Source organism: Janthinobacterium woesei (assembly GCF_051380875.1).
Taxonomy (GTDB): Bacteria; Pseudomonadota; Gammaproteobacteria; order Burkholderiales; family Burkholderiaceae_D; genus Janthinobacterium.
In genome coordinates this window covers 38784-57780 of the sequence record NZ_JBNYXW010000006.1, presented here as the reverse complement: position 1 = coordinate 57780, position 18997 = coordinate 38784, and the positions used below count along the sequence as shown (strand labels likewise).

Sequence of the window (18997 nt, the reverse complement as noted above, 5' to 3'; positions counted from 1 at the left end):
ATGCTTTCCCATAGGAGGTTATTGTGGCTGTTTCATCCGTCAGTACTGGTGGCGTTCTCGACGTAAATGGCCTGGTCAGTCAGCTGATGGCCGTAGAGAGCCGCCCCTTTGTCGCCATGCAGGACAAAGAGAAGGCCATTACCGCCCAATTATCCGCCTATGGCACCCTGAGCGGCGCCGTCGGTTCGTTCCAGAGCACCGTCGCCGCGCTGGCCGATGCCTCGAAATACAAGGTGGCCAATGCCAGCACGTCTGATAGCGCCGTGCTGACCGCCACGGCCGGCAAGGATACCGTCAAGGGCAATTACAGCGTCAACGTCACCCAGCTGGCGCAGGCGCAAACCATTGCCGCCGCAGGGCAGGCAAGCACCAGTTCCCTGATCGGTTCCGGCGCCAGCACCGTGCTGACCTTTGATTTCGGCAGCGTCACGGGCGGCACCCTGGCCGACGGCACGTATACGGGCGCCACCTTCGACCTCGATCCGGCGCGCGCAGCGCGCACCGTCACCATCGACGGCAGCAACAATTCACTGCAAGGCATCCGCGACGCCATCAACAAGGCCGGCATCGGCGTGACCGCCAGCATCATTTCCGACGGTAGCGACAAGCCCAACCGCCTGGTGCTGACCTCGGACAAGAGCGGCGAAACGTCGAGCATGCGCATTTCCGTGGCCGGCGACCAGGAACTGAGCGACTTGCTGGCGTACGCGCCCAACGGCACGCAGAACATGACGCAGAGCAATGCTGGTCAAAATGCCAAGCTGACCGTCAATGGCGTGGCCATCACCAGCCAGACGAATAATGTCGACAACGCCATCCCCGGCGTGACCATGACGGCGGCCAAGATCGGCACCAGCAGTGTCGGCGTCAGCATGGACACCTCCGGCATCAAGACGGCCCTGAGCAACTTCGTCAAGGCATATAACGAGCTGAACACGACCATTACCAGCCTGACGGCCGTCACGCCCGGCCTGAAACAGGGCGCGGCACGCACGGGCGGTCCGCTGGTGGGCGACTCGACCACCATCAGCCTGCAAAACAGCTTGCGCAAGATGTTTGCCGCCACGGTGCCGGGCCTGGACAGCAGCGTAACGAGCTTAAGCCAGCTGGGCGTGGCTTTCCAGAAGGACGGCACGCTGAAACTCGATACCGGCAAGCTGCAAACGGCCATCGACAAGAATTCGGAAGACGTCATCAAGCTGCTGGCGACGTCCGGCTCGACCACCGACAGCCTGGTCAGCTTTGTCAGCTCGACCAGCAACTCGACGGTCGGCACCAAAGGCATCTCGATTTCCAAGCTGGCCACGCAGGGTAGCCTGGTGGGCAGCGATCCGGCTGGCCTGAATATCATCGCCGGCGTCAACGACAACCTGTCGATGACCATCAACGGTGTCAGCACCAAGGCGACACTGGTGCCTGGCAACTACACGGCCGATAGCCTGGTCAGCCATTTGCAGTCGCTGATCAATGGCGCCTCCGGCCTGTCGGACGCCGGTGCCGGCGTCAAGGTCACGCAGGAAAACGGCGTGATCAGCATCGTGTCAAATAAATACGGTTCCGCTTCCAAACTGGAAATCACCGGCAATGGCGCCGATGCACTGTTCGGCACGCCGACCATGACCACCGGCGAAGACGTGGCCGGCACCATCGGCGGCGCCGTCGCAGTCGGCAGCGGCCAGACACTGACCGGTTCGGCCGGCTCCGGCAGCGCCGGCATTGCCGTGCTGATCAATGGCGGACAGCTGGGCGACCGCGGCACGGTGAATATCTCCAAGGGTATCAGCGCCCTGTTTGCCAGCATTACCGACAATTACCTGGGGACCTCGGGCTTGATTCAAAACAAGAACGATGGCTTGAACAAGAGCGTGGCCGATATTGGCAAGCAGCGCGATGCGCTCAATACCCGGCTGACCCTGACCGAGGCGCGGCTGCGCAAGCAATACAGCTCGCTCGACGTGACGCTCAGCTCGATGAACAGCACCAGCAATTTTTTGACTCAGCAACTCGCGGCGCTGGCGGCGTCGGCTTAACGAATATTTATCAGAGGACTATTATGTTTGGATCATCGAACAGGGGCGCGCAATCGTATGCCAAAGTCGGCCTGGAAACAGGCATTGGTACCGCATCGCCGCACAAGCTGATCACCATGCTGTATGACGGCGCCCTGGTGGCCGTGCTGAGCGCGCAAATGCACATGAAATCGGGCAATATCCCTGAAAAGGGCAAGTCCATTTCACGCGCCATGAAGCTGATCGACAATGGCCTGCGCGCCAGCCTGGACAAGAATGCGGGCGGCGAGATCGCCGAAAACCTCGACGCCCTGTACGAATACATGGGCGCACGCCTGCTGACGGCCAACCTGAAAAACGACGTGGCCTTGCTGGAAGAGGTGCAACGCCTGCTGACCGAATTGCGCGACACCTGGAATGCCATTGGCACGCCCGGCGCGCAATTGGCAGCCGCCGAACCTCCCGCCTCCCGCATGCCCAACTTTGCGAGCGCCTGATCCATGATGACGAATCAACAAGTACTGACGATCTACGAAGCCATTCAAGCCCTGACCAGCCAAATGCTCGGCGCCGCCAGCAATGCCGACTGGGACCAGCTGGAAGTATTGGAACAGCAAGTGAGCACGCATGTAGCCGCGCTGAAGGCGAATGAAGAAAAAATCGTGCTGGAAAGCGCCGGCCGCCTGCGCAAGGTAGCGCTGATCAAGCAAATCCTGGAAGACGACCGCAAGATCCGCGACCTGACCATGCCGTGGATGGGGCAATTGTCCAAGCTGATCAGTAGTACCGGTACCGAACGGCGCCTGGCCAACGCCTACGGCGTGTAAGCGGGCACGGGGCCGGCCCACATCATGCTGCCGAAGATGGATGCCATCGGCATGACGCCCTTGACCCCGGTCAAGGGCACGCGTCCGGCCGACACTGTCGGCGACCCGCGCCAGGCCGAATTCCAGCGCTCGCTGCAGGGACTGATCGGCAAGTCCATGCAGGGACAAGTGCTGGCCCGCATGGGCGACGGCAGCTATCTGGTGCGCGTGGCCGGCACGCCGGCACGCATGCAGCTGCCCGCCGGCGCGCAGCCGGGCACGCAAATTGCGCTGACCTTGATCGGCATCAACCCCCGCCCTTCCTTTCAAATCGGCAACGCCCGCGACACGCCCGCTGGCACCCTGCTGACGTATGCCGACGCCGATGCCGATGCTGCCGCTACCCTGGGCGCCCAGGCGGGCAGCCGCGCCAGCAGCACGGCGGCCACCCTTCTCAGCCGCGCACCCCTGACACCGGCCAGCCTGCTGCCGTCGCTAGGCGGCGACACGCTCGCGCCGGAACTGAGCACCACCGCACGCGCCATCAGCAGCGTGCTGAGCCAGGCGGAAAGCGTGCCGGGCGCGCCCCTGTCGCTGGTCGGCAAGACGCCGCTGATCGCGCCGCCGGGGGTTGATCCCGCGCAAGTGGCGCAAAAGCTGCGCGATGCCGTCGGCAGCAGCGGCCTGTTCTATGAATCGCATGTGGCCGAATGGGCCGAAGGCAAGCGTGCGCTGGCGTCGCTGCTGCTGGAACCGCAAATGCAGAAAGCCCAGCAGGGCGACACTGCCAGGACGGGCACCGACCTTGCCTCGGCGCAACTGATCAACTTGCAGCTGCATACCCATGAACAGGCGCGCGTACAGTGGCAGGGCGAGGCCTGGCCCGGCCAGAAGATGCAATGGGATATCACCAAAGATGCCCCGCAAGGACAGCAGCAGGACGGCAACGACGCCGACGCAGACGCGACGGCCTGGCGCAGCAGCGTGCGCTTCCAGTTTGCGCTGCTGGGCGACCTGGAAGCGCAAGTGGTCTTGCAGGGCGGCCGCGTGGCCATCCAGATACAGGCCGGCAGCGAGGGCAGCGCCGAAACGCTGCGCCAGCATGCGGCGCGGCTCGAAGCGGCACTCGACGCAGCCGGCTGGCCATTGACTTCCCTCAGCATTGCAGGCAAAGCTGACGCGGCGGCGCAAGCCAAAGAAGCCGTGCCGGGGGACGACGATGCAGGATGACACCAGGCGCAAGGTGCCGCAGACGGCCGTCGCCCTGGCTTACCAGAGCGGCACGCCCGCACCCAAGGTGGTGGCCAAGGGCAGCGGCCTGATCGCCGAGCAGATCATCAGCACGGCGCGCGAACACGGTGTCTTCGTGCATGAATCGAAGGAATTGGTGGCGCTGTTGATGGATGTCGATCTGGACCGGCAAATTCCGCCCGGCCTGTATCGGGCGATTGCGGAACTGCTGGCCTGGTTATATCATATTGAATCTGCGCATGGCGGGCCGCTCCCGCCGCCGCCCGACACCAGTTTCAATCCCACAGATACATAGACAGGCATCAATGCAAGCACATATTATGGATTCCGGCCTCGAAAACTGGCATGACTTTGAAGTGGAATCGCGGCGGGAAATCATCTCCTTGCTGCGCAGCATCAGTGAAAAGAACCAGCTGATCCGCATGCTGATCCACGGCGAATCCGATGTGTGCGTCACCTCCATCCTGGAAGTCGATGCCGAACGCAACACCGTCATCCTCGACCGTTCCGTCAACGCCGACCAAAACCGGCGCATGGTGGCCGCCACCGGCATCTCGTTTGAAACCTCGCTCGACAAGATCCGCATTCTGTTCGCCAGCGCCCAGGTGGAAGAGTGCAGCCATGACGGCACGCCCGCCTTGAAAATTGCCGTGCCGGAAACCCTGATCCGCTTGCAGCGGCGCGAGTACTACCGCATGACGACGCCCGTCAGCAACCCCGTGCGCGTGACGATTCCCCTGCCGCCTGCGCTGGGCGGCGCCAACACCTTGTTCCCGCTGGCCGACATCAGCTGCGGCGGCATCGCCATCCTGGACAATAAATTGATGCTGGGCGAGACCATCGCCAGAAACTACCCGGGCTGCCGCATCGACTTGCCGGACATCGGCATCGTCACCGCCACCTTGCAGATCCGCAACTCGCTGGACTTGACCTTGTTGAATAACAAGCTGAACCGCCGCCTGGGCTGCCAGTTCATCGACTTGCCGCGCAGCATGCTGGCGCACGTGCAGCGCTATATCACGCGTCTGGAGCGTGAACGCAATGCACGGATTGCGGGGTTGAGCTAAAGAAAGCCACCCCAAGGGGTGGCCTTAAACTTGCATATTCATGATCTCGTGATACGCCGACACTAGTTTATTGCGCACCTGCACCGTGGCCTGGAATTCGATGCTGGACTTTTGCATCGATACCATCACATCCGACAGGCTGACCTTGTCGTCGCCCATGGTAAAGCGCTGGCCCAGCGCCGACGAGGCCTTTTGCGCGCCACTGACGGAGTCCAGCGCGCCCTTGAAGGCATCGGCAAAATTCACCTTGGCCGCCGAGGCTTCGGTCTGGATCGCCGGCACTTTCGCTTCTGGCCGCGTGGCCGCCGACTTCAGTTGCGCGATCATCGCCTCGATCCTGCTGCTATCGATACCGCCTGTTTTCACCTTGCCTCCTGATTCTTGTCTATTCTTGCCTGTTGCTCCCAGAGAACAAAACTCTGGGCCGCAAGGCAACGACGGGTACAATAACTTCCGTCACACGTTGCCAGGGTTCCACAATACCAGCGCAAAGGCCAGCCACTCGGCCGAGCAAGCGGCAAAAGCGCCTTCTGTTTGGGCGATTGAAGCGCGTGACAGTGGCGGATAATTCTGCATATCGCCCCTCCTCCAGAAGAAGTGGCCCCACGCATCACCCAACACACGTCAATACACGCGCCCCGGAAGGCAATCATGGCTGTAGCCGAAGAAATCGATGTAAACCGCATCCCCCCGGAACCGGCGCCTGCCCGTTCGCCCGTGGAGTCCGTGCAGGATTTCGCCAAGACGCCGATGGGCAAGAATTTCCTGCGCGCCTTGGGCCTGGCGGCACTGATCGGTATCGGCTTCGCCCTGTACATGTGGAACCAGCCGCCCGAGTACAAGGTACTGTTTTCCAACTACACGGACCGCGACGGCGGCGCCATCACCGCCTCGCTGGACCAGCTGGGCATCAAGCACAAGTTTTCCGAAGGCGGCGGCGCCATTCTCGTGCCATCCGAGCAAGTCCACGATGCGCGTTTGAAACTGGCCGCGCAAGGCTTACCGAAAGGCGGCAACGTGGGTTTCGAGCTGATGGAAAACCAGAAGCTGGGCGTGTCGCAATTTTTGGAACAGGTCAATTTCCAGCGCGCGCTGGAAGGCGAGCTGGCCAAGTCGATCGAGTCCGTCTCCGCCGTCGACACGGCGCGCGTCCACCTGGCCCTGCCAAAACCGTCCGTGTTCGTGCGCGACCAGCAAAAACCTACCGCTTCCGTCCTGCTGAACCTGCATCCTGGCCGTGGCCTCGATCAACTGCAAGTGAGCGCCATCGTGCACCTGGTGGCGTCGAGCGTGCCGGAACTGTTGCCCGTTAATGTGACCGTAGTGGACCAGTCGGGCAACCTGCTGTCGAGCCAGGAAAAAGACAAGGACCGCGCTAACGGCATCAAGAGCCTGGACCCGAACCAGTTGAAGTACGTGCAGCAATTGCAGCAAAGCGTGATCAAGCAGGTCGAATCGATTCTGCTGCCCATCGTCGGCGAAGGCAATGTGCGCGCCGAAGCGACGGCCGATGTTGATTTTTCGCAAAGCGAGCAGGCGGCCGAAACCTACAAGCCGAACTCGCCGCCGGAAGCGTCCACCATCCGCAGCCAGCAAACCAGCGAATCGACGGGCGCCGGCAATGCCAACCCTTCCGGCGTGCCGGGTGCGCTGTCGAACCAGCCACCGGGCGTGGCCACGGCGCCATTGACGGCCGAGGCACCGGGCGCCCCCGCAGGCACGCCAGCGCCACCGGGCAACAAGGAATCGACGACCAATTATGAAGTCGACAAGACGGTGCGCTATGAGCAGAAGTCCATGGGCGGCCTGCGCCGCCTGTCGGTTGCCGTCGTCGTCAACTACCGGCGCCTGATCGACAAGGATGGCAAGGTCACGGTGAAGCCGATTTCCGACCCTGAAATGGCGCAGATCAACAATCTGGTCAAGGAGGCGATGGGCTACAACAAGGAGCGCGGCGACAGCTTCAGCGTGGCCAATTCGCCGTTCGACGGCATCGACCGCTTGCCAGAAGGCAAGCTGGAATGGTGGCGCGACCCGGCCAACTTGCCGCTGGCCAAGGAACTGGCCAAATTCCTCATCACGGCGCTGATCCTGCTGTATATCTTCATCAAGATCGTGCGCCCGATGCTGCGCCCCGTGATGCGCAAGATCGACGATTTTGGCGCGCCGCCGCCCGTCATCGAGCCGGCGCTGGTGAAATCGGAGGATGAAAACGAGATCCTGCTCAGCGAAGAAGAACTGGAAGAACTGGAAGAAGACACGGCGCGCGGCTACCGCGAAAACCTGGCGATGGCCAGGAAACTGGCGCAGGAAGATCCGCGCGTGGTGGCCAACGTAATCAAAGCATGGGTGGGCAATAATGACTGAAACAACGGGACTGCAAAAAGCGGCCATCCTGATGCTGGCCCTGGGCGAGAGCGAAGCGGCCGAAGTGATGAAATTCCTCGGTCCGCGCGAGGTGCTGAAACTGGGCGCGGCCATGGCCACCATGAAAGCCATCGCCCACGAGCAGGTGGTCGAAGTGCTCGACGACTTCCGCTCGCAGACGGAGCTCAACTCCACGGTAGGCCTCGATTCGGACGAATACATCCGCCAGGTGCTGACCAAGGCGCTGGGCGACGACAAGGCCTCCGTGCTGCTGTCGCGCATCCTGGGCGGCAAGGACGCGTCCGGCATCGAATCGCTGAAGTGGATGGATTCGCAATCGGTGTCCGAGCTGATCCGCAACGAGCACCCGCAGATCATCGCCACCATCCTCGTGCATCTGGAACGCGACCAGGCCTGCGAAATCCTCGGCCATTTCACGGACCGCCTGCGCAACGACGTGGTGCTGCGCATCGCCACCCTGGACGGGGTGCAGCCGGCCGCCTTGCGCGAACTCAATGACGTGCTGACAAAACTGCTGTCGGGTAACGAAAACATCAAGAAATCGTCGCTGGGCGGCGTGCGCGCGGCCGCCGAGATCCTCAACTTCATGAGTGGCGAGCAAGAAGGCTCCGTCATGGACAATATCAAGAACTACGACAATGACATGGCGCAAAAGATCATGGACGAAATGTTCGTGTTCGACAACGTGATCGACATCGACGACCGCGGCATTCAATTGCTGCTGCGCGAAGTGCAGTCGGAAATGCTGATCATCGCCCTGAAAGGCGCATCGCAAGAGCTGCGCGACAAGATCTTCAAGAACATGTCGCAGCGCGCCGGCGAGATGATGCGCGAAGACCTGGAATCGAAAGGCCCCGTGCGCCTGTCGGAAGTGGAATCGCAGCAAAAGCAGATCCTGCAAATCGTGCGCCGCCTGGCGGACGAAGGGCAGATAGTATTAGGCGGAAAAGGCGAGGATTCGTTTGTCTAATTTAATTCCCAAAGAGCAACAAACCGCCTACCAGCGCTGGGAAATGACCTCGTTTGGCGACGAGCGTCCCAGCGTAGTGGCGGCGCGCAAGCTGCTCGAACCGGAGCCCGAGCCCGAGTCGAGTACCTTCGACCCGTACGCCGAATTGACCGGGGAAGAGCTGGCGCCACCGCTCGACTACCCAACCCAGGAAGAACTCGACGCCATCCGCGAGGAAGCGCGCGCGACTGCTTTTGAGGAGGGCCGCGCCGCCGGCTATGCCGAAGGCCACGCGGCCGGGCATGCCGACGGGCATGTAGAATCCTATGCCGAAGGCAAAGCGGCATCCGCCGTGGAACTGGCGCATCTGCAAACCATTGCCGTCGACTTCGGCACCGCCGTGGCGGGGGCCGACGAACTGATCGCCAACGAAGTGATGGAACTGGCCTTGCAGCTGGCCAAGGGCATGCTCAAGACGGCCTTGCCCGTGCGTCCCGAGCTGATGCTGCCGGTGGTAAGGGTCGCCATCGAATATTTGCCCGTATTACAACAACCTGCCTTGCTGATGCTCAACCCGGAAGACGCGCAAGTGGTACGCGATGGCATCGGCGACGAACTCGACAAGGGCGGCTGGCGTATCATCGAAGACCCCAGCGTGGAACGTGGCGGTTGCAAGATCGACACGGCCAGCAACCAGATCGATGCACAGACTTCCACCCGCTGGAACCGCCTGACGCATGCGCTGGGCAAGGACCTGGACTGGCTGGCGCCGTGAGCGAAAATATTCCCAAGCCGGCCAATGCCCACGCGGCACGCTGGCGCGCCTACCTGAACGACTGTACGGCCGTGGTTGGCTTCGTGGAACCGATGCAAGTGTCGGGCCGGGTCACGCGCGTGGCCGGCCTGGTGATGGAAGCGGTGGGCTTGCGCCTGGCCGTGGGCGCCGCCTGCACCGTGCCGCTGCCCAATGGCGGCCGGGTCGAGGCGGAAGTAGTGGGCTTTGACGGCGACCGTTTGTTCCTGATGCCGCAAAGCGACGTCGAGGGCATCGTGCCCGGCACGCGTGTATTTTCCGTCGAACCGGCCATTCCCCGCCCAGGCAGCGTGGCGCACCCGCGCCGCCGCCCCAGCGACCGCGCGCGCCACCTGCCCGTCGGGCCGCAACTGCTGGGCCGCGTGCTCGATGGCGCGGGCCGTCCGCTCGACCAGCTGGGGCCGCTGCTCACGACAGACAGCGCCCCCATCAATGTACGCCCCGCTAATCCGCTGGGCCGCGCACCCATCGTCGACACCCTCGACGTGGGCGTGCGCTCGATCAATGCCATGCTGACCGTGGGCCGTGGCCAGCGCATGGGCCTGTTTGCCGGTTCCGGCGTGGGCAAAAGCGTGCTGCTGGGCATGATGGCCCGCTATACGGAGGCGGACGTGATCGTCGTCGGCCTGATCGGCGAACGGGGCCGCGAAGTCAAGGAATTCATCGAGCAGATCCTCGGCGCCGAAGGCCTGGCCCGCTCCGTGGTCGTGGCCGCGCCGGCCGACACGCCGCCGCTGATGCGCCTGCAAGGGGCCGCGTATGCGACGGCGATTGCCGAGTATTTCCGCGACCAGGGGCAAAACGTGCTGCTGATCATGGATTCGCTGACCCGCTACGCCATGGCGCAGCGCGAAATCGCCCTGGCCATCGGCGAGCCGCCCGCCACCAAGGGCTATCCGCCGTCCGTGTTTGCCAAGCTGCCCGTGCTGGTGGAGCGGGCCGGCAATGGCGAGGAAGGCGGCGGCTCGATCACGGCCTTTTATACCGTGCTGACGGAGGGCGACGACCAGCAGGACCCGATCGCCGACTCGGCGCGCGCCATCCTCGACGGCCATATCGTGCTGAACCGTCGCCTGGCCGAAGCGGGCCACTACCCGGCCATCGACATCGAGCAATCAATTTCGCGCGCTGCCCACTCCATCACCTCGCCCGAGCACCAGCAACAGGCACGCAAGCTGAAACAGCTGTATTCGCGCTATGAGCGCAGCCGCGACCTGATCAGCGTGGGCGCCTACAGCGCGGGCACTGACCCCGTGCTGGACCAGGCCATCGCCCTGCATGAAAAGATTGAGGCGTTTTTGCAACAGCAAATTAGCGAACGGGTCGGCATGGACGAGAGCTTGGGGCAACTTAGCGCTCTATTCGACTGATGAAGGCTTGCACGCGGGGAATATAATCAGTCATGGCCTCTCCCTCCCAACTTGCCACCCTGATCGACCTTGCCCAGCGCGACACGGATGACGCTGCCAAACGCCTGGGCGCGGCCCTGAAAGCGCTCGACGACTGCCGGCAAAAGCTCGACATGCTGGCCGGCTACCGCGACGACTATGCCAGGCGCTTCGAGACGAGCATGAGCAGCGGCATCACGCCGATGGCCTACCGCAACTTCCAGGCCTTCATGGTCAAGCTCGACAGCGCCATCCTGGGCCAGCAGCAAGTGGTCCACCATGCGCAGGCGCGCAGCGACAATGAAAAAACGCACTGGCAGGGGGCCGAACGCAAGCGCATGTCGTACACCACCCTGGAAAAGCGTGCGCAGGAACAGGCACTCAAGCTGGAAAACAAACGCGACCAGAAGGCAATGGATGAGCACGCGGCTCGACAAGCCTATTACAAACGCTAAGCAATATTGAGAGCACCATGCCCACCTTGCAAAACCCGATTTCCCAGATTACCTCGCCGAACGCCACGCCTGGCCCCGCCAACCGTGCCCTGCCCACCGGCAACGGTGCCGATGGCGACTTCCAGCGCACCCTGAACCGCCAGATCGAGCAGCGCCAGGCCAGCCGCAACAGTGCGCAGGCGCAAGCCCCGGCTACCCGCCCGGCAGCGGCCAAGGCGCCAGGCAGCGAAGCAAAACCCGCCGAACCCGCCGCCACGCAAGACAAGCAGGCCGCGTCCGCCAGCGAAGCCGCCGCCAAGGACAGCGCCCCGGCAGAAGACGACACGCCAGAGGCGGCGACGGCGCAGCCGCCAGCCGATCCTGCCGCCGAGATGCTGGCCCTGGTGAGCAACATCCACCTGGCCATGCAGCCACCATCGGCAGCCGGCAAGGCCGCGCAAGGACTGGCTGCGCGCAGCGGCATCAAGGCCGACGCCAAAAGCCTGGCAGCGACACAATTGCTGGCAGGCGGCAAGGTTGCCACTGCAGCGCAAGCCGAGGACGGCGACTTTGCCGCCAGCCTGGGCCACGCCCAGGGCAAGGCGGCGGCAACGCCAGCTGGCAAGCTGGCCATCGATACCACACTGGCGGCAACCGTCAAAACCGGCAGCGCCGTGGCCGAGCCGCTGCTGAAAGACGCACCTGCCGACCTGAGCCGCCTGGCGGCCCAGTTACAGCCCGGCGCGCTGCAGCAGGCGGCAGCCGCCGCTGCCATGCCGGCAGACAAGCTGGCGGGCCGCGTCGGCACGCCCGCCTGGGACCAGCAGCTGGGGCAGAAAGTCGTGTGGATGGCAGCCGGCGGCGACCAGAGCGCCACCCTGACCCTGAATCCGCCCGACCTGGGGCCCTTGCAAGTAGTGTTGACGGTGACCAATGACCAGGCCGACGCCGCCTTCATGTCGGCCCAGCCGGAAGTGCGCCAGGCGCTGGAAGCGGCCATGCCGCGCCTGCGCGAGATGATGAGCGAAGCGGGCATCGCCTTCGGCAACGCCACCGTCTCGGCCGGCACGCCGGAACAGCAGAACAATGGCGAGCGCGCAGCAGCGGGCGAACGCCGAGGCGGCGGCCAGCACGGCGGCGTGTCCGGTGGCGAGATCGCCATCGCGCCGGCCACCGGTGGACGCAGCCGGCCAACGCTAGGCGCCGTGGATACCTTTGCCTAGTGTCAATTCGTCGCCCGCAGGCCACGGCAATGGCTTGCGCTGGAATTTTTCGTGCAGAAACATCGAGCTGAGGGCGCTTCCGCCCTCTTTTCGCCGCATCCTTCTGCGCAGAATTTGCCGATAATGACATAATGGCGTCGTGATCCACTTCCATGCACTCGAGTACCATTGAAAGCAAATCCAAAAATGAAAGCAGATCCGAAAGCAGATGCGGCCCTGGCACCGGCCCGCGCATCAAAAAAGAAGCTTCTGATCATAGTGCTGGCCTCGGTGCTGATCGCCGGCTGCGTGGGTGGCGGTGCGGCCTGGTATTTCCTGCATGGCAAGGCCGACAAGGCCGAGTCGTCGCCGGGCAAGAAAAAACAGGTTTCGAAGGCGGGGCCACCCGTGTTCGTGCCCATCGATGCATTCACCGTCAACTTGCAGCCGGAAAATGGCGAACAATATCTGCAAATTGCGTTCACCTTGCAAGCGAGCAGTCCGGAAGAAATGGATTTGATCAAGCTCAACATGCCGAAGGTGCGCAGCCGTTTGCTGTTGCTACTGTCGGGCAAGAAAGCCTCGGAACTCAATACCGTGGAAGGCAAGCAGCAACTGGCGGCGGAAATCATCGGCCAGGTGAACCAGCCGTTCGAGGACAAGGGGCCGGAGCAGGACGTGACGGACGTATTATTTACCGCATTCATCATTCAATAAGCAGCCATGGCCGATAATTTCCTCTCCCAGGAAGAAGTCGATGCCCTTCTGAAGGGCGTCAACGGAGACCAGGACGACGCGCAGGCGCCGGAAGACGTCACGGGAGTCCGCACCTACAACCTGGCGACCCAGGAGCGCATCGTGCGCGGCCGGATGCCGACGTTGGAAATTATCAACGAACGCTTCGCCCGCCTGCTGCGCGTGGGCCTGTTCAACTTCCTGCGCCGCAGCGCCGAAGTGTCGGTCGGTTCCGTGCGCGTCTCCAAATACAGCGAATTCATCCGCAACCTGGTGGTGCCGACCAATCTGAACCTGGTGCACATGAAGCCGCTGCGCGGCACGGCCCTGATGGTCTTCGACCCGGGCCTCGTGTTCTTGCTGGTAGATAATTTATTCGGCGGCGACGGGCGTTTCCATACGCGCGTCGAAGGGCGCGACTTTACGCAGACCGAGCAGCGCATCATCCTGCGCATCCTCGATATCGTCTTCGAAGCCTACACCAAGTCGTGGGAGCCGGTTTTCCCCGTCGAGTTCGAATATATCCGTTCGGAAATGAACACGCAGTTCGCCAACATCGCCACACCGAACGAGGTGGTGGTAGCGTCCACGTTTACGGTGGAACTGGGCTCCGTTTCCGGACAAATTCACTTTTGCATGCCGTATTCGATGATCGAACCGATCCGCGATTCGCTGACCTCCAGCCTGCAGGGCGAGGCGCTGGAAGTGGACAAGCGCTGGATCCGCCTGATGACGCAGCAGATCCAGATTGCCGAAGTCGAGCTGGTGGCCTCGCTGGGCACGGCGCGCGTGTCGTTCGATGAAATCCTGAACATGAAAGTGGGCGACATCATTCCGCTCAACATCCCCGAACTGATCGCCGCCACCGTCGATGGCGTGCCGGTGATGGATTGCACTTACGGCGTGTTGAACGGACAATATGCGCTGAAGGTCGAGAAGCTGCTGGCCAATACCGACAATCTGAATAATCATTAAATAATCACTATGCGGGCCGCGCTGCGGCCTGTGCCGTATAACAGGAGAATGACATGTCTGACAACCAAGACGATCAAAGCGCGGAAGACGATTGGGGCGCGGCTATTGCCGAGCAGGCCAAGGCGGAAGCCGAAGCGCTGCAGAACCAGGCCGCCAATACGGCCAGCGCGGCCAGTGCCGCCGTGTTCAAGGACTTTTCCAAGCATGCATCGAAGTCGGAAACGCACAACGATATCGATTTCATCCTCGATATCCCGGTGCAGCTGACGGTCGAACTGGGCCGCACCAAGATCGCCATCAAGAACTTGCTGCAACTGGCGCAAGGTTCCGTGGTCGAACTCGATGGCCTGGCCGGCGAGCCGATGGACGTGCTGGTCAACGGCTGCCTGATCGCCCAGGGCGAAGTGGTGGTGGTGAACGACAAGTTCGGCATCCGCCTGACCGACATCATCACGCCTTCCGAACGCATCCGAAAATTGAATAAATGAAGCCTGGCCTGTTGATTTCCACCATGCTGTCCCTGGCGGCAGCATGCTGCATTGCCCAGGCGGCGCCCGCGCCAGCAGAAACGCCGGCGGCCAGCGCCGCCGTTGCTGCCAGCGCGCCTGCCGATGCGGCAACTATTACAGCTGAGAAACCCGCAGCAGTTGCTGCACCTGCAGCTGCACCGGCTCCCGCCACCACCCTGCCCGTCCTGCCACCGGCCGCACCGATGGCGATGGCGCCGACGGCGTCCGCCGGCAGCTTGCTGCAAACCATCTTCGCGCTGGTGTTCGTGCTGGCCTTGCTGATCGGCCTGGCCTGGTTCATGAAGCGCTATGGCCCGAAAGCCATGGGCGGCAACAGCAAGATGCGTGTCGTCAGCTCGCTCAACCTGGGCGGGCGCGAGCGCATCGTGCTGATCGAAGTGGCCGACCAGTGGATCGTCGTGGGCGCCTCGCCCGGGCGCATCAATGCGCTGGCAACGCTGCCGCGCCAGGAAGGCGACTTGCCGCAACTGGCCACGGCGCAAAACGCCCCGGCCGCCGCCAACTTTTCCGAGTGGCTGAAACAGACCATCGAAAAACGCAATGGAAAATAAGCAGCGAATACAAGAAGCGAAGCGCACGATGGCATTGAGCAATATCAAGACTCCCCTGACCTGGCTGCTGGCCGCCGCTGCCCTGGCCTTGCCGCTGTGGGCCCTGGCCCAGCCGGGCATCCCGGCGTTTACCAGCACCCCGGCGCCGGGCGGCGGCCAGAATTACTCGCTGCCGGTGCAGACGCTCATCCTGATGACGTCGCTCACCTTCCTGCCGGCGGCCCTCTTGATGATGACCTGCTTTACGCGCATCATCATCGTGCTGTCCCTGCTGCGCCAGGCCATCGGCACGCAATCGGCGCCGCCGAACCAGGTACTGGTGGGGCTGGCCCTGTTCCTGACCTTGTTCGTGATGGGGCCCGTCTTCGACAAGATCTATACGGATGCGTACCAGCCGTACCAGGACAACAAGATCAGTATGCAGCAGGCGATGGACAAGGGCGTCGAACCGCTGAAAACCTTCATGCTCAAGCAAACGCGCCAGGCCGACCTGGCCCTGTTTGCCAAGATGTCGCGCACGCCGGCCCTGCAAGGCCCGGAAGACGTGCCACTGCGCATCCTGGTGCCCGCTTTCGTCACCAGCGAACTGAAAACAGCGTTCCAGATCGGCTTTGCCATCTTCATCCCGTTTTTGATCATCGACATGGTGGTCGCCAGCGTGCTGATGTCGATGGGCATGATGATGATGTCGCCGGCAACGATCTCGCTGCCGTTCAAGCTGATGCTGTTCGTGCTGGTCGATGGCTGGCAGTTGCTGCTCGGCTCGCTGTCACAGAGTTTTTACTAGGGGAAATACGATGACACCGGAAAGCGTCATGACCCTGGGCCGCCAGGCGATGGAAGTCACCCTGATGGTGGCCGCGCCGATGCTGCTCGTCGCGCTGATCATCGGCTTGATCGTCAGCATTTTCCAGGCGGCCACGCAGATCAACGAAGCGACCCTCTCCTTCATTCCCAAGCTGGTGGGCATTTTCATCGCCATCGTCGTCGCCGGCCCGTGGATGCTGTCCGTCATGCTCGACTACATGCGCCAGGTCTTCACGGGCATCCCGAATCTGGTGGGCTAGTGCCGCAGCGACGATTGCCATGCTGACCCTGTCGAGCATCGAACTCAATACCTGGATCGCAGCACTGCTGTGGCCGCTTAGCCGCATCCTCGGCTTGCTGGCGGCCGCGCCGCTGTTCGGCAATGCCGCCGTGCCGGCCAGCGTCAAGGTGTCGCTGGGCGTCCTGCTGGCCATGATCATCGCCCCCACCGTGCCAGCCTTGCCCGCCGCCGATCCGATGTCACTGCCTGGCTTACTCATCCTGACGCAGGAAATGCTGGTGGGCCTGGCCATGGGCTTTACCATCCGCATCGTCTTCTCGGCCATCGAAATGGCCGGCGAGATCAGCAGCCTGACCATGGGCCTGGGCTTCGCTTCGTTCTTCGATCCGCAAACCAAGGGCCGCTCGTCGGCCATCAGCCAGTTCCTCGTCATGCTGGCCACCTTGATGTTTCTGACAGTCAATGGCCATCTGGTCTTGCTGGCGGCGCTGGCGGAAAGCTTTGTCAGCCTGCCCATTTCCGCCAGCCCCATCAGCGGCGGCGGTTTTCAGCAACTCGCTGCCTGGGGCGGCGAAATCTTCCGTTCCGGCGTGCAGATCGCGCTGCCCGTCATCGCCGCCCTGCTGCTGACCAACGTGGCGCTGGGCATCCTGACGCGGGCCGCGCCGCAACTGAATATTTTTGGTATCGGTTTTCCCGTTACCCTGGGCGTGGGCTTGCTGGTCATCAGCATGGTACTGCCCTACCTGGCCACGCCGTTCCAGAACATGTTCCTGCGCGGCATAGAAACGGTACGCTTGCTGCCGCGCGGCTTTGCCACGCGCGATCGGCCAGCGCCACCGCCGCCGGCCAATCCGCTGCGCCCCACGCCGCCGACCCAGCCGGGGCTGGTCACGGCACCATAAGACCAGGCATCAAGGCTGGTCAGTGCTCAGCGCAAGGCGCCAGCGCCGCACATCAATATTCAGTGTCAACTGGTGATGCTTGACCAAGTAGCGCACGCCCACCAAGGCCGCCGCCAGGCCCGACAGGGCGCCGATGCCCAGCGCCCAGCGCGGGCCGAAGGTGTCGGCTACCCAGCCCACGATGGGTGCGCCCAACGGCGTGCCGCCCGCCGAGATCGCCAGCACGATGGCCATCACCCGGCCACGCATGGCGGGCGCGGTGGACAGTTGCACGCTGCTGTTGACGCTGGTGGTAAAGGTTTGCGCGGCGATGCCAATCACCACCAGCATGATGCCGAACAGCCAGTAATTGGGCATCACGGCAGCCAGCGCGCAGCCAAAGCCGAACAGCGCTGCTGCGCCCAGCAACAGTGCCAGGGTGGGCCGGCCGCGGCCCGCCGCCATCAGGGCGCCCGCCACGGAGCCACAAGCCATCACCGAACTGAGCACGCCATACTGCCCCGCGCCCGCATGGAAGGCTGTGAGCGACATGGTCGACAGGAAAATCGGGAAATTCAAGCCGAAAGTGCCGATCAGGAACAGCATCAGCAAGATGGCCATCAGGTCCGGCCGCTGGCGCACATAGCGGAAACCCTCGCCCAGGCTAGCGCGGGTGGCCTTGAGGCGCGGTGCGCGGCGCAGCAATTGCACGCGCAGCAGCAACAGCGAACCGATCACGGCGGCAAACGAGGCGGCATTGATGATGAAGACCCAGCCGCTGCCGACGCTACTGATGAGCAGCCCCGCCACAGCCGGGCCCAGCATGCGCGCCGCATTGAACGAGGTGGAGTTGAGCGCCACGGCGTTGCTCAGGTCTTCTTCGTCGACGATTTCGGAGACAAAGGTCTGGCGCACGGGCGAATCGAAGGCCGTCACGCAGCCCAGCAGGAAGGCAAACACATACACATGCCACAGTGCTACCCATCCACTGATGCACAGCACGCCGAGTCCCAGCGCCAGTAAACCCATGGCCGCTTGCGTGCACAGCAGCAGCTTGCGCCGGTCCAGCAAGTCGGCTGCCATGCCCGTCAGGGGCAACAGAAGCAGCTGCGGGCCAAATTGCAAGGCCATGACAATGCCAACGGCGCTCGCCTTGTGCTGCGTCAATTCGCTCAGCACCAGCCAATCTTGCGCCGTGCGCTGCATCCAGGTGCCGACATTCGACACCAGGGCGCCGCCGGCCCAGATACGGTAATTGGGATTGCGTAGCGAACGGAATGTGTTTTTCATCTGCAGCGGAAAGGCCTCCTTGCCTTGGGTTTCAGGGTCGCAATGAGAAGGTCATTGCACCAAACGTTTGAGTAAAGCCACCGCCCTGTTCAGTTCGATGACTTCGTCCGGCGTGAGCCGGCTTTCAATGCTGCGCGCCAGCCAGTCTTCGCGCGCGGCGCGGCTGGCCGCGATCCAGGCGCGGCAGCTGTCGGTCAGGGTCAATATCGTTTGCCGTCCGTCGGCCGGATCGGGCGCGCCCGTCACCAGTTGCGCTTCCGTCAAGGCTTGCACGGTGGCGGCCATCGACTGGGGCCGCATGCCTTCGGCGCGCGCCAGGCTGCTGGCGGTGGCCGGCCCATCGCGTTCAAGACGGCTCAGCACGGACGCCTGCGACATGCTGATATCGCCCAGGTGCGCCTCTTCGCGCAGGCGGCGGCGCAGCTTGCCGATGAGAATGCGCAATTCGCTGGCCAGTTGCAGCACATGGTCGTGGCTTGCGTGATCTTCGTGGTCTTCTTGTGGGGTGCTCATGGCGGCCGGGTGAGGGATCAACAGACGCCAGCATAACATATATGCAGGTAGACTGCACAGTTTGCCTGCATATATTGCCGTAACGACCAGATTGCGGACGTAAAAAAAGCCGGGAGCGGAGTGTTCCTCCGCGCCCCGGCCTAGCCGCTTGCCGGCGTAAAGT

22 protein-coding genes are annotated in these 18997 nt (G+C 62.9%); 19 read left to right on the top strand and 3 right to left on the bottom strand.

The window, feature by feature from the left end; all coding sequences use genetic code 11:
- The first annotated feature begins 23 nt into the window (after nucleotides 1–23).
- The 6 genes from fliD to ACQ4W6_RS07970 are packed head-to-tail and all read left to right on the top strand — an operon-like array spanning nucleotide 24 to nucleotide 5133.
- Nucleotides 24–2030 (top strand): flagellar filament capping protein FliD, encoded by a 2007-nt coding sequence (gene fliD, locus ACQ4W6_RS07995; RefSeq protein ID WP_436566652.1) that lies wholly within the window; start codon nucleotides 24–26, stop codon nucleotides 2028–2030.
- Between the two features lie 23 nt (nucleotides 2031–2053).
- A complete protein-coding gene (gene fliS, locus ACQ4W6_RS07990; RefSeq protein WP_436566651.1) occupies nucleotides 2054–2506 on the top strand; it encodes a flagellar export chaperone FliS in 453 nt (150 codons plus the stop codon).
- A gap of 3 nt (nucleotides 2507–2509) precedes the next feature.
- Nucleotides 2510–2836: a flagellar protein FliT gene (locus ACQ4W6_RS07985; RefSeq protein WP_436566650.1), complete on the top strand. Its 327-nt coding sequence runs from the start codon at nucleotides 2510–2512 to the stop codon at nucleotides 2834–2836.
- A 24-nt stretch (nucleotides 2837–2860) separates the two neighbouring features.
- Nucleotides 2861–4045 carry a flagellar hook-length control protein FliK gene (gene fliK, locus ACQ4W6_RS07980; protein ID WP_436566649.1) on the top strand — a complete coding sequence of 395 codons (1185 nt, stop codon included), beginning with the start codon at nucleotides 2861–2863 and terminating at the stop codon, nucleotides 4043–4045.
- Nucleotides 4035–4361, top strand: coding sequence for an EscU/YscU/HrcU family type III secretion system export apparatus switch protein (locus ACQ4W6_RS07975; RefSeq protein WP_436566648.1), 327 nt, complete (start codon nucleotides 4035–4037; stop codon nucleotides 4359–4361). The genes fliK and ACQ4W6_RS07975 overlap by 11 nt, the downstream gene beginning before the upstream one ends.
- Before the next feature lie 10 nt (nucleotides 4362–4371).
- Nucleotides 4372–5133, top strand: a complete 762-nt coding sequence (locus ACQ4W6_RS07970; RefSeq protein WP_436566647.1) for a flagellar brake protein — start codon at nucleotides 4372–4374, stop codon at nucleotides 5131–5133.
- A 24-nt stretch (nucleotides 5134–5157) separates the two neighbouring features.
- Here ACQ4W6_RS07970 and fliE read toward each other — a convergent pair whose 3' ends face one another.
- Nucleotides 5158–5499, bottom strand: a complete 342-nt coding sequence (gene fliE, locus ACQ4W6_RS07965; RefSeq protein ID WP_495542720.1) for a flagellar hook-basal body complex protein FliE — start codon at nucleotides 5497–5499, stop codon at nucleotides 5158–5160.
- 285 nt (nucleotides 5500–5784) lie between these two features.
- Between fliE and fliF the strand changes: the two genes are divergently transcribed.
- The 13 genes from fliF to fliR all read left to right on the top strand — a co-directional run bounded on the left by fliF (nucleotide 5785) and on the right by fliR (nucleotide 17052).
- The gene (fliF, locus tag ACQ4W6_RS07960) at nucleotides 5785–7500 is read left to right on the top strand and encodes a flagellar basal-body MS-ring/collar protein FliF (RefSeq protein ID WP_436566646.1); all 1716 of its coding nucleotides are present in this window, start codon (nucleotides 5785–5787) and stop codon (nucleotides 7498–7500) included.
- Entirely contained in the window at nucleotides 7493–8491 is a 999-nt protein-coding gene (gene fliG, locus ACQ4W6_RS07955; protein ID WP_436566645.1) for a flagellar motor switch protein FliG, read from the top strand. The genes fliF and fliG overlap by 8 nt, the downstream gene beginning before the upstream one ends.
- Nucleotides 8492–8534: 43 nt before the next feature.
- Nucleotides 8535–9245, top strand: a complete 711-nt coding sequence (locus ACQ4W6_RS07950) for a flagellar assembly protein FliH (RefSeq protein WP_436566843.1) — start codon at nucleotides 8535–8537, stop codon at nucleotides 9243–9245.
- Nucleotides 9246–9337: 92 nt separating this feature from the next.
- Nucleotides 9338–10654 (top strand): flagellar protein export ATPase FliI, encoded by a 1317-nt coding sequence (fliI, locus tag ACQ4W6_RS07945; protein WP_436566842.1) that lies wholly within the window; start codon nucleotides 9338–9340, stop codon nucleotides 10652–10654.
- Between the two features lie 32 nt (nucleotides 10655–10686).
- Complete coding sequence (gene fliJ, locus ACQ4W6_RS07940) at nucleotides 10687–11127, top strand: flagellar export protein FliJ (protein ID WP_436566644.1); 441 nt, start codon at nucleotides 10687–10689, stop codon at nucleotides 11125–11127.
- A gap of 17 nt (nucleotides 11128–11144) precedes the next feature.
- The gene (locus ACQ4W6_RS07935) at nucleotides 11145–12329 is read left to right on the top strand and encodes a flagellar hook-length control protein FliK (protein WP_436566643.1); all 1185 of its coding nucleotides are present in this window, start codon (nucleotides 11145–11147) and stop codon (nucleotides 12327–12329) included.
- Between the two features lie 186 nt (nucleotides 12330–12515).
- Nucleotides 12516–13025, top strand: a complete 510-nt coding sequence (gene fliL / locus ACQ4W6_RS07930; protein WP_436566642.1) for a flagellar basal body-associated protein FliL — start codon at nucleotides 12516–12518, stop codon at nucleotides 13023–13025.
- A gap of 6 nt (nucleotides 13026–13031) precedes the next feature.
- Nucleotides 13032–14018 carry a flagellar motor switch protein FliM gene (gene fliM, locus ACQ4W6_RS07925; protein WP_436566641.1) on the top strand — a complete coding sequence of 329 codons (987 nt, stop codon included), beginning with the start codon at nucleotides 13032–13034 and terminating at the stop codon, nucleotides 14016–14018.
- Between the two features lie 53 nt (nucleotides 14019–14071).
- A complete protein-coding gene (gene fliN / locus ACQ4W6_RS07920; protein WP_436566640.1) occupies nucleotides 14072–14506 on the top strand; it encodes a flagellar motor switch protein FliN in 435 nt (144 codons plus the stop codon).
- A complete protein-coding gene (fliO, locus tag ACQ4W6_RS07915) occupies nucleotides 14503–15099 on the top strand; it encodes a flagellar biosynthetic protein FliO (protein WP_436566639.1) in 597 nt (198 codons plus the stop codon). The genes fliN and fliO overlap by 4 nt, the downstream gene beginning before the upstream one ends.
- Before the next feature lie 28 nt (nucleotides 15100–15127).
- Nucleotides 15128–15886 carry a flagellar type III secretion system pore protein FliP gene (gene fliP, locus ACQ4W6_RS07910; protein ID WP_436566638.1) on the top strand — a complete coding sequence of 253 codons (759 nt, stop codon included), beginning with the start codon at nucleotides 15128–15130 and terminating at the stop codon, nucleotides 15884–15886.
- A gap of 10 nt (nucleotides 15887–15896) precedes the next feature.
- Nucleotides 15897–16166 (top strand): flagellar biosynthesis protein FliQ, encoded by a 270-nt coding sequence (fliQ, locus tag ACQ4W6_RS07905; RefSeq protein WP_436566637.1) that lies wholly within the window; start codon nucleotides 15897–15899, stop codon nucleotides 16164–16166.
- 19 nt (nucleotides 16167–16185) lie between these two features.
- A complete protein-coding gene (fliR, locus tag ACQ4W6_RS07900; RefSeq protein ID WP_436566636.1) occupies nucleotides 16186–17052 on the top strand; it encodes a flagellar biosynthetic protein FliR in 867 nt (288 codons plus the stop codon).
- A 9-nt stretch (nucleotides 17053–17061) separates the two neighbouring features.
- Here the strand turns inward: fliR and ACQ4W6_RS07895 are convergent, their stop codons facing one another.
- Entirely contained in the window at nucleotides 17062–18321 is a 1260-nt protein-coding gene (locus tag ACQ4W6_RS07895) for an MFS transporter (RefSeq protein WP_436566635.1), read from the bottom strand.
- Between the two features lie 51 nt (nucleotides 18322–18372).
- Nucleotides 18373–18834, bottom strand: a complete 462-nt coding sequence (locus ACQ4W6_RS07890; protein ID WP_436566634.1) for a MarR family winged helix-turn-helix transcriptional regulator — start codon at nucleotides 18832–18834, stop codon at nucleotides 18373–18375.
- Nucleotides 18835–18997 lie beyond the last annotated feature (163 nt).

What these genes read in the sequence shown, in the direction of transcription:
- fliG (WP_436566645.1), top strand. Translation starts at nt 7,493, where the DNA reads ATGACTGAAACAACGGGACTGCAAAAAGCGGCCATCCTGATGCTGGCC.
- fliK (WP_436566649.1), top strand. Translation starts at nt 2,861, where the DNA reads ATGCTGCCGAAGATGGATGCCATCGGCATGACGCCCTTGACCCCGGTC.
- ACQ4W6_RS07950 (WP_436566843.1), top strand. Translation starts at nt 8,535, where the DNA reads ATGACCTCGTTTGGCGACGAGCGTCCCAGCGTAGTGGCGGCGCGCAAG.
- ACQ4W6_RS07890 (WP_436566634.1), bottom strand. Translation starts at nt 18,834, where the DNA reads ATGAGCACCCCACAAGAAGACCACGAAGATCACGCAAGCCACGACCAT.
- ACQ4W6_RS07985 (WP_436566650.1), top strand. Translation starts at nt 2,510, where the DNA reads ATGATGACGAATCAACAAGTACTGACGATCTACGAAGCCATTCAAGCC.
- ACQ4W6_RS07970 (WP_436566647.1), top strand. Translation starts at nt 4,372, where the DNA reads ATGCAAGCACATATTATGGATTCCGGCCTCGAAAACTGGCATGACTTT.
- fliJ (WP_436566644.1), top strand. Translation starts at nt 10,687, where the DNA reads ATGGCCTCTCCCTCCCAACTTGCCACCCTGATCGACCTTGCCCAGCGC.
- fliP (WP_436566638.1), top strand. Translation starts at nt 15,128, where the DNA reads ATGGCATTGAGCAATATCAAGACTCCCCTGACCTGGCTGCTGGCCGCC.
- fliO (WP_436566639.1), top strand. Translation starts at nt 14,503, where the DNA reads ATGAAGCCTGGCCTGTTGATTTCCACCATGCTGTCCCTGGCGGCAGCA.
- fliQ (WP_436566637.1), top strand. Translation starts at nt 15,897, where the DNA reads ATGACACCGGAAAGCGTCATGACCCTGGGCCGCCAGGCGATGGAAGTC.
- fliS (WP_436566651.1), top strand. Translation starts at nt 2,054, where the DNA reads ATGTTTGGATCATCGAACAGGGGCGCGCAATCGTATGCCAAAGTCGGC.
- ACQ4W6_RS07975 (WP_436566648.1), top strand. Translation starts at nt 4,035, where the DNA reads ATGCAGGATGACACCAGGCGCAAGGTGCCGCAGACGGCCGTCGCCCTG.
- fliL (WP_436566642.1), top strand. Translation starts at nt 12,516, where the DNA reads ATGAAAGCAGATCCGAAAGCAGATGCGGCCCTGGCACCGGCCCGCGCA.
- fliN (WP_436566640.1), top strand. Translation starts at nt 14,072, where the DNA reads ATGTCTGACAACCAAGACGATCAAAGCGCGGAAGACGATTGGGGCGCG.
- ACQ4W6_RS07895 (WP_436566635.1), bottom strand. Translation starts at nt 18,321, where the DNA reads ATGAAAAACACATTCCGTTCGCTACGCAATCCCAATTACCGTATCTGG.
- ACQ4W6_RS07935 (WP_436566643.1), top strand. Translation starts at nt 11,145, where the DNA reads ATGCCCACCTTGCAAAACCCGATTTCCCAGATTACCTCGCCGAACGCC.
- fliR (WP_436566636.1), top strand. Translation starts at nt 16,186, where the DNA reads ATGCTGACCCTGTCGAGCATCGAACTCAATACCTGGATCGCAGCACTG.
- fliM (WP_436566641.1), top strand. Translation starts at nt 13,032, where the DNA reads ATGGCCGATAATTTCCTCTCCCAGGAAGAAGTCGATGCCCTTCTGAAG.
- fliF (WP_436566646.1), top strand. Translation starts at nt 5,785, where the DNA reads ATGGCTGTAGCCGAAGAAATCGATGTAAACCGCATCCCCCCGGAACCG.
- fliI (WP_436566842.1), top strand. Translation starts at nt 9,338, where the DNA reads ATGCAAGTGTCGGGCCGGGTCACGCGCGTGGCCGGCCTGGTGATGGAA.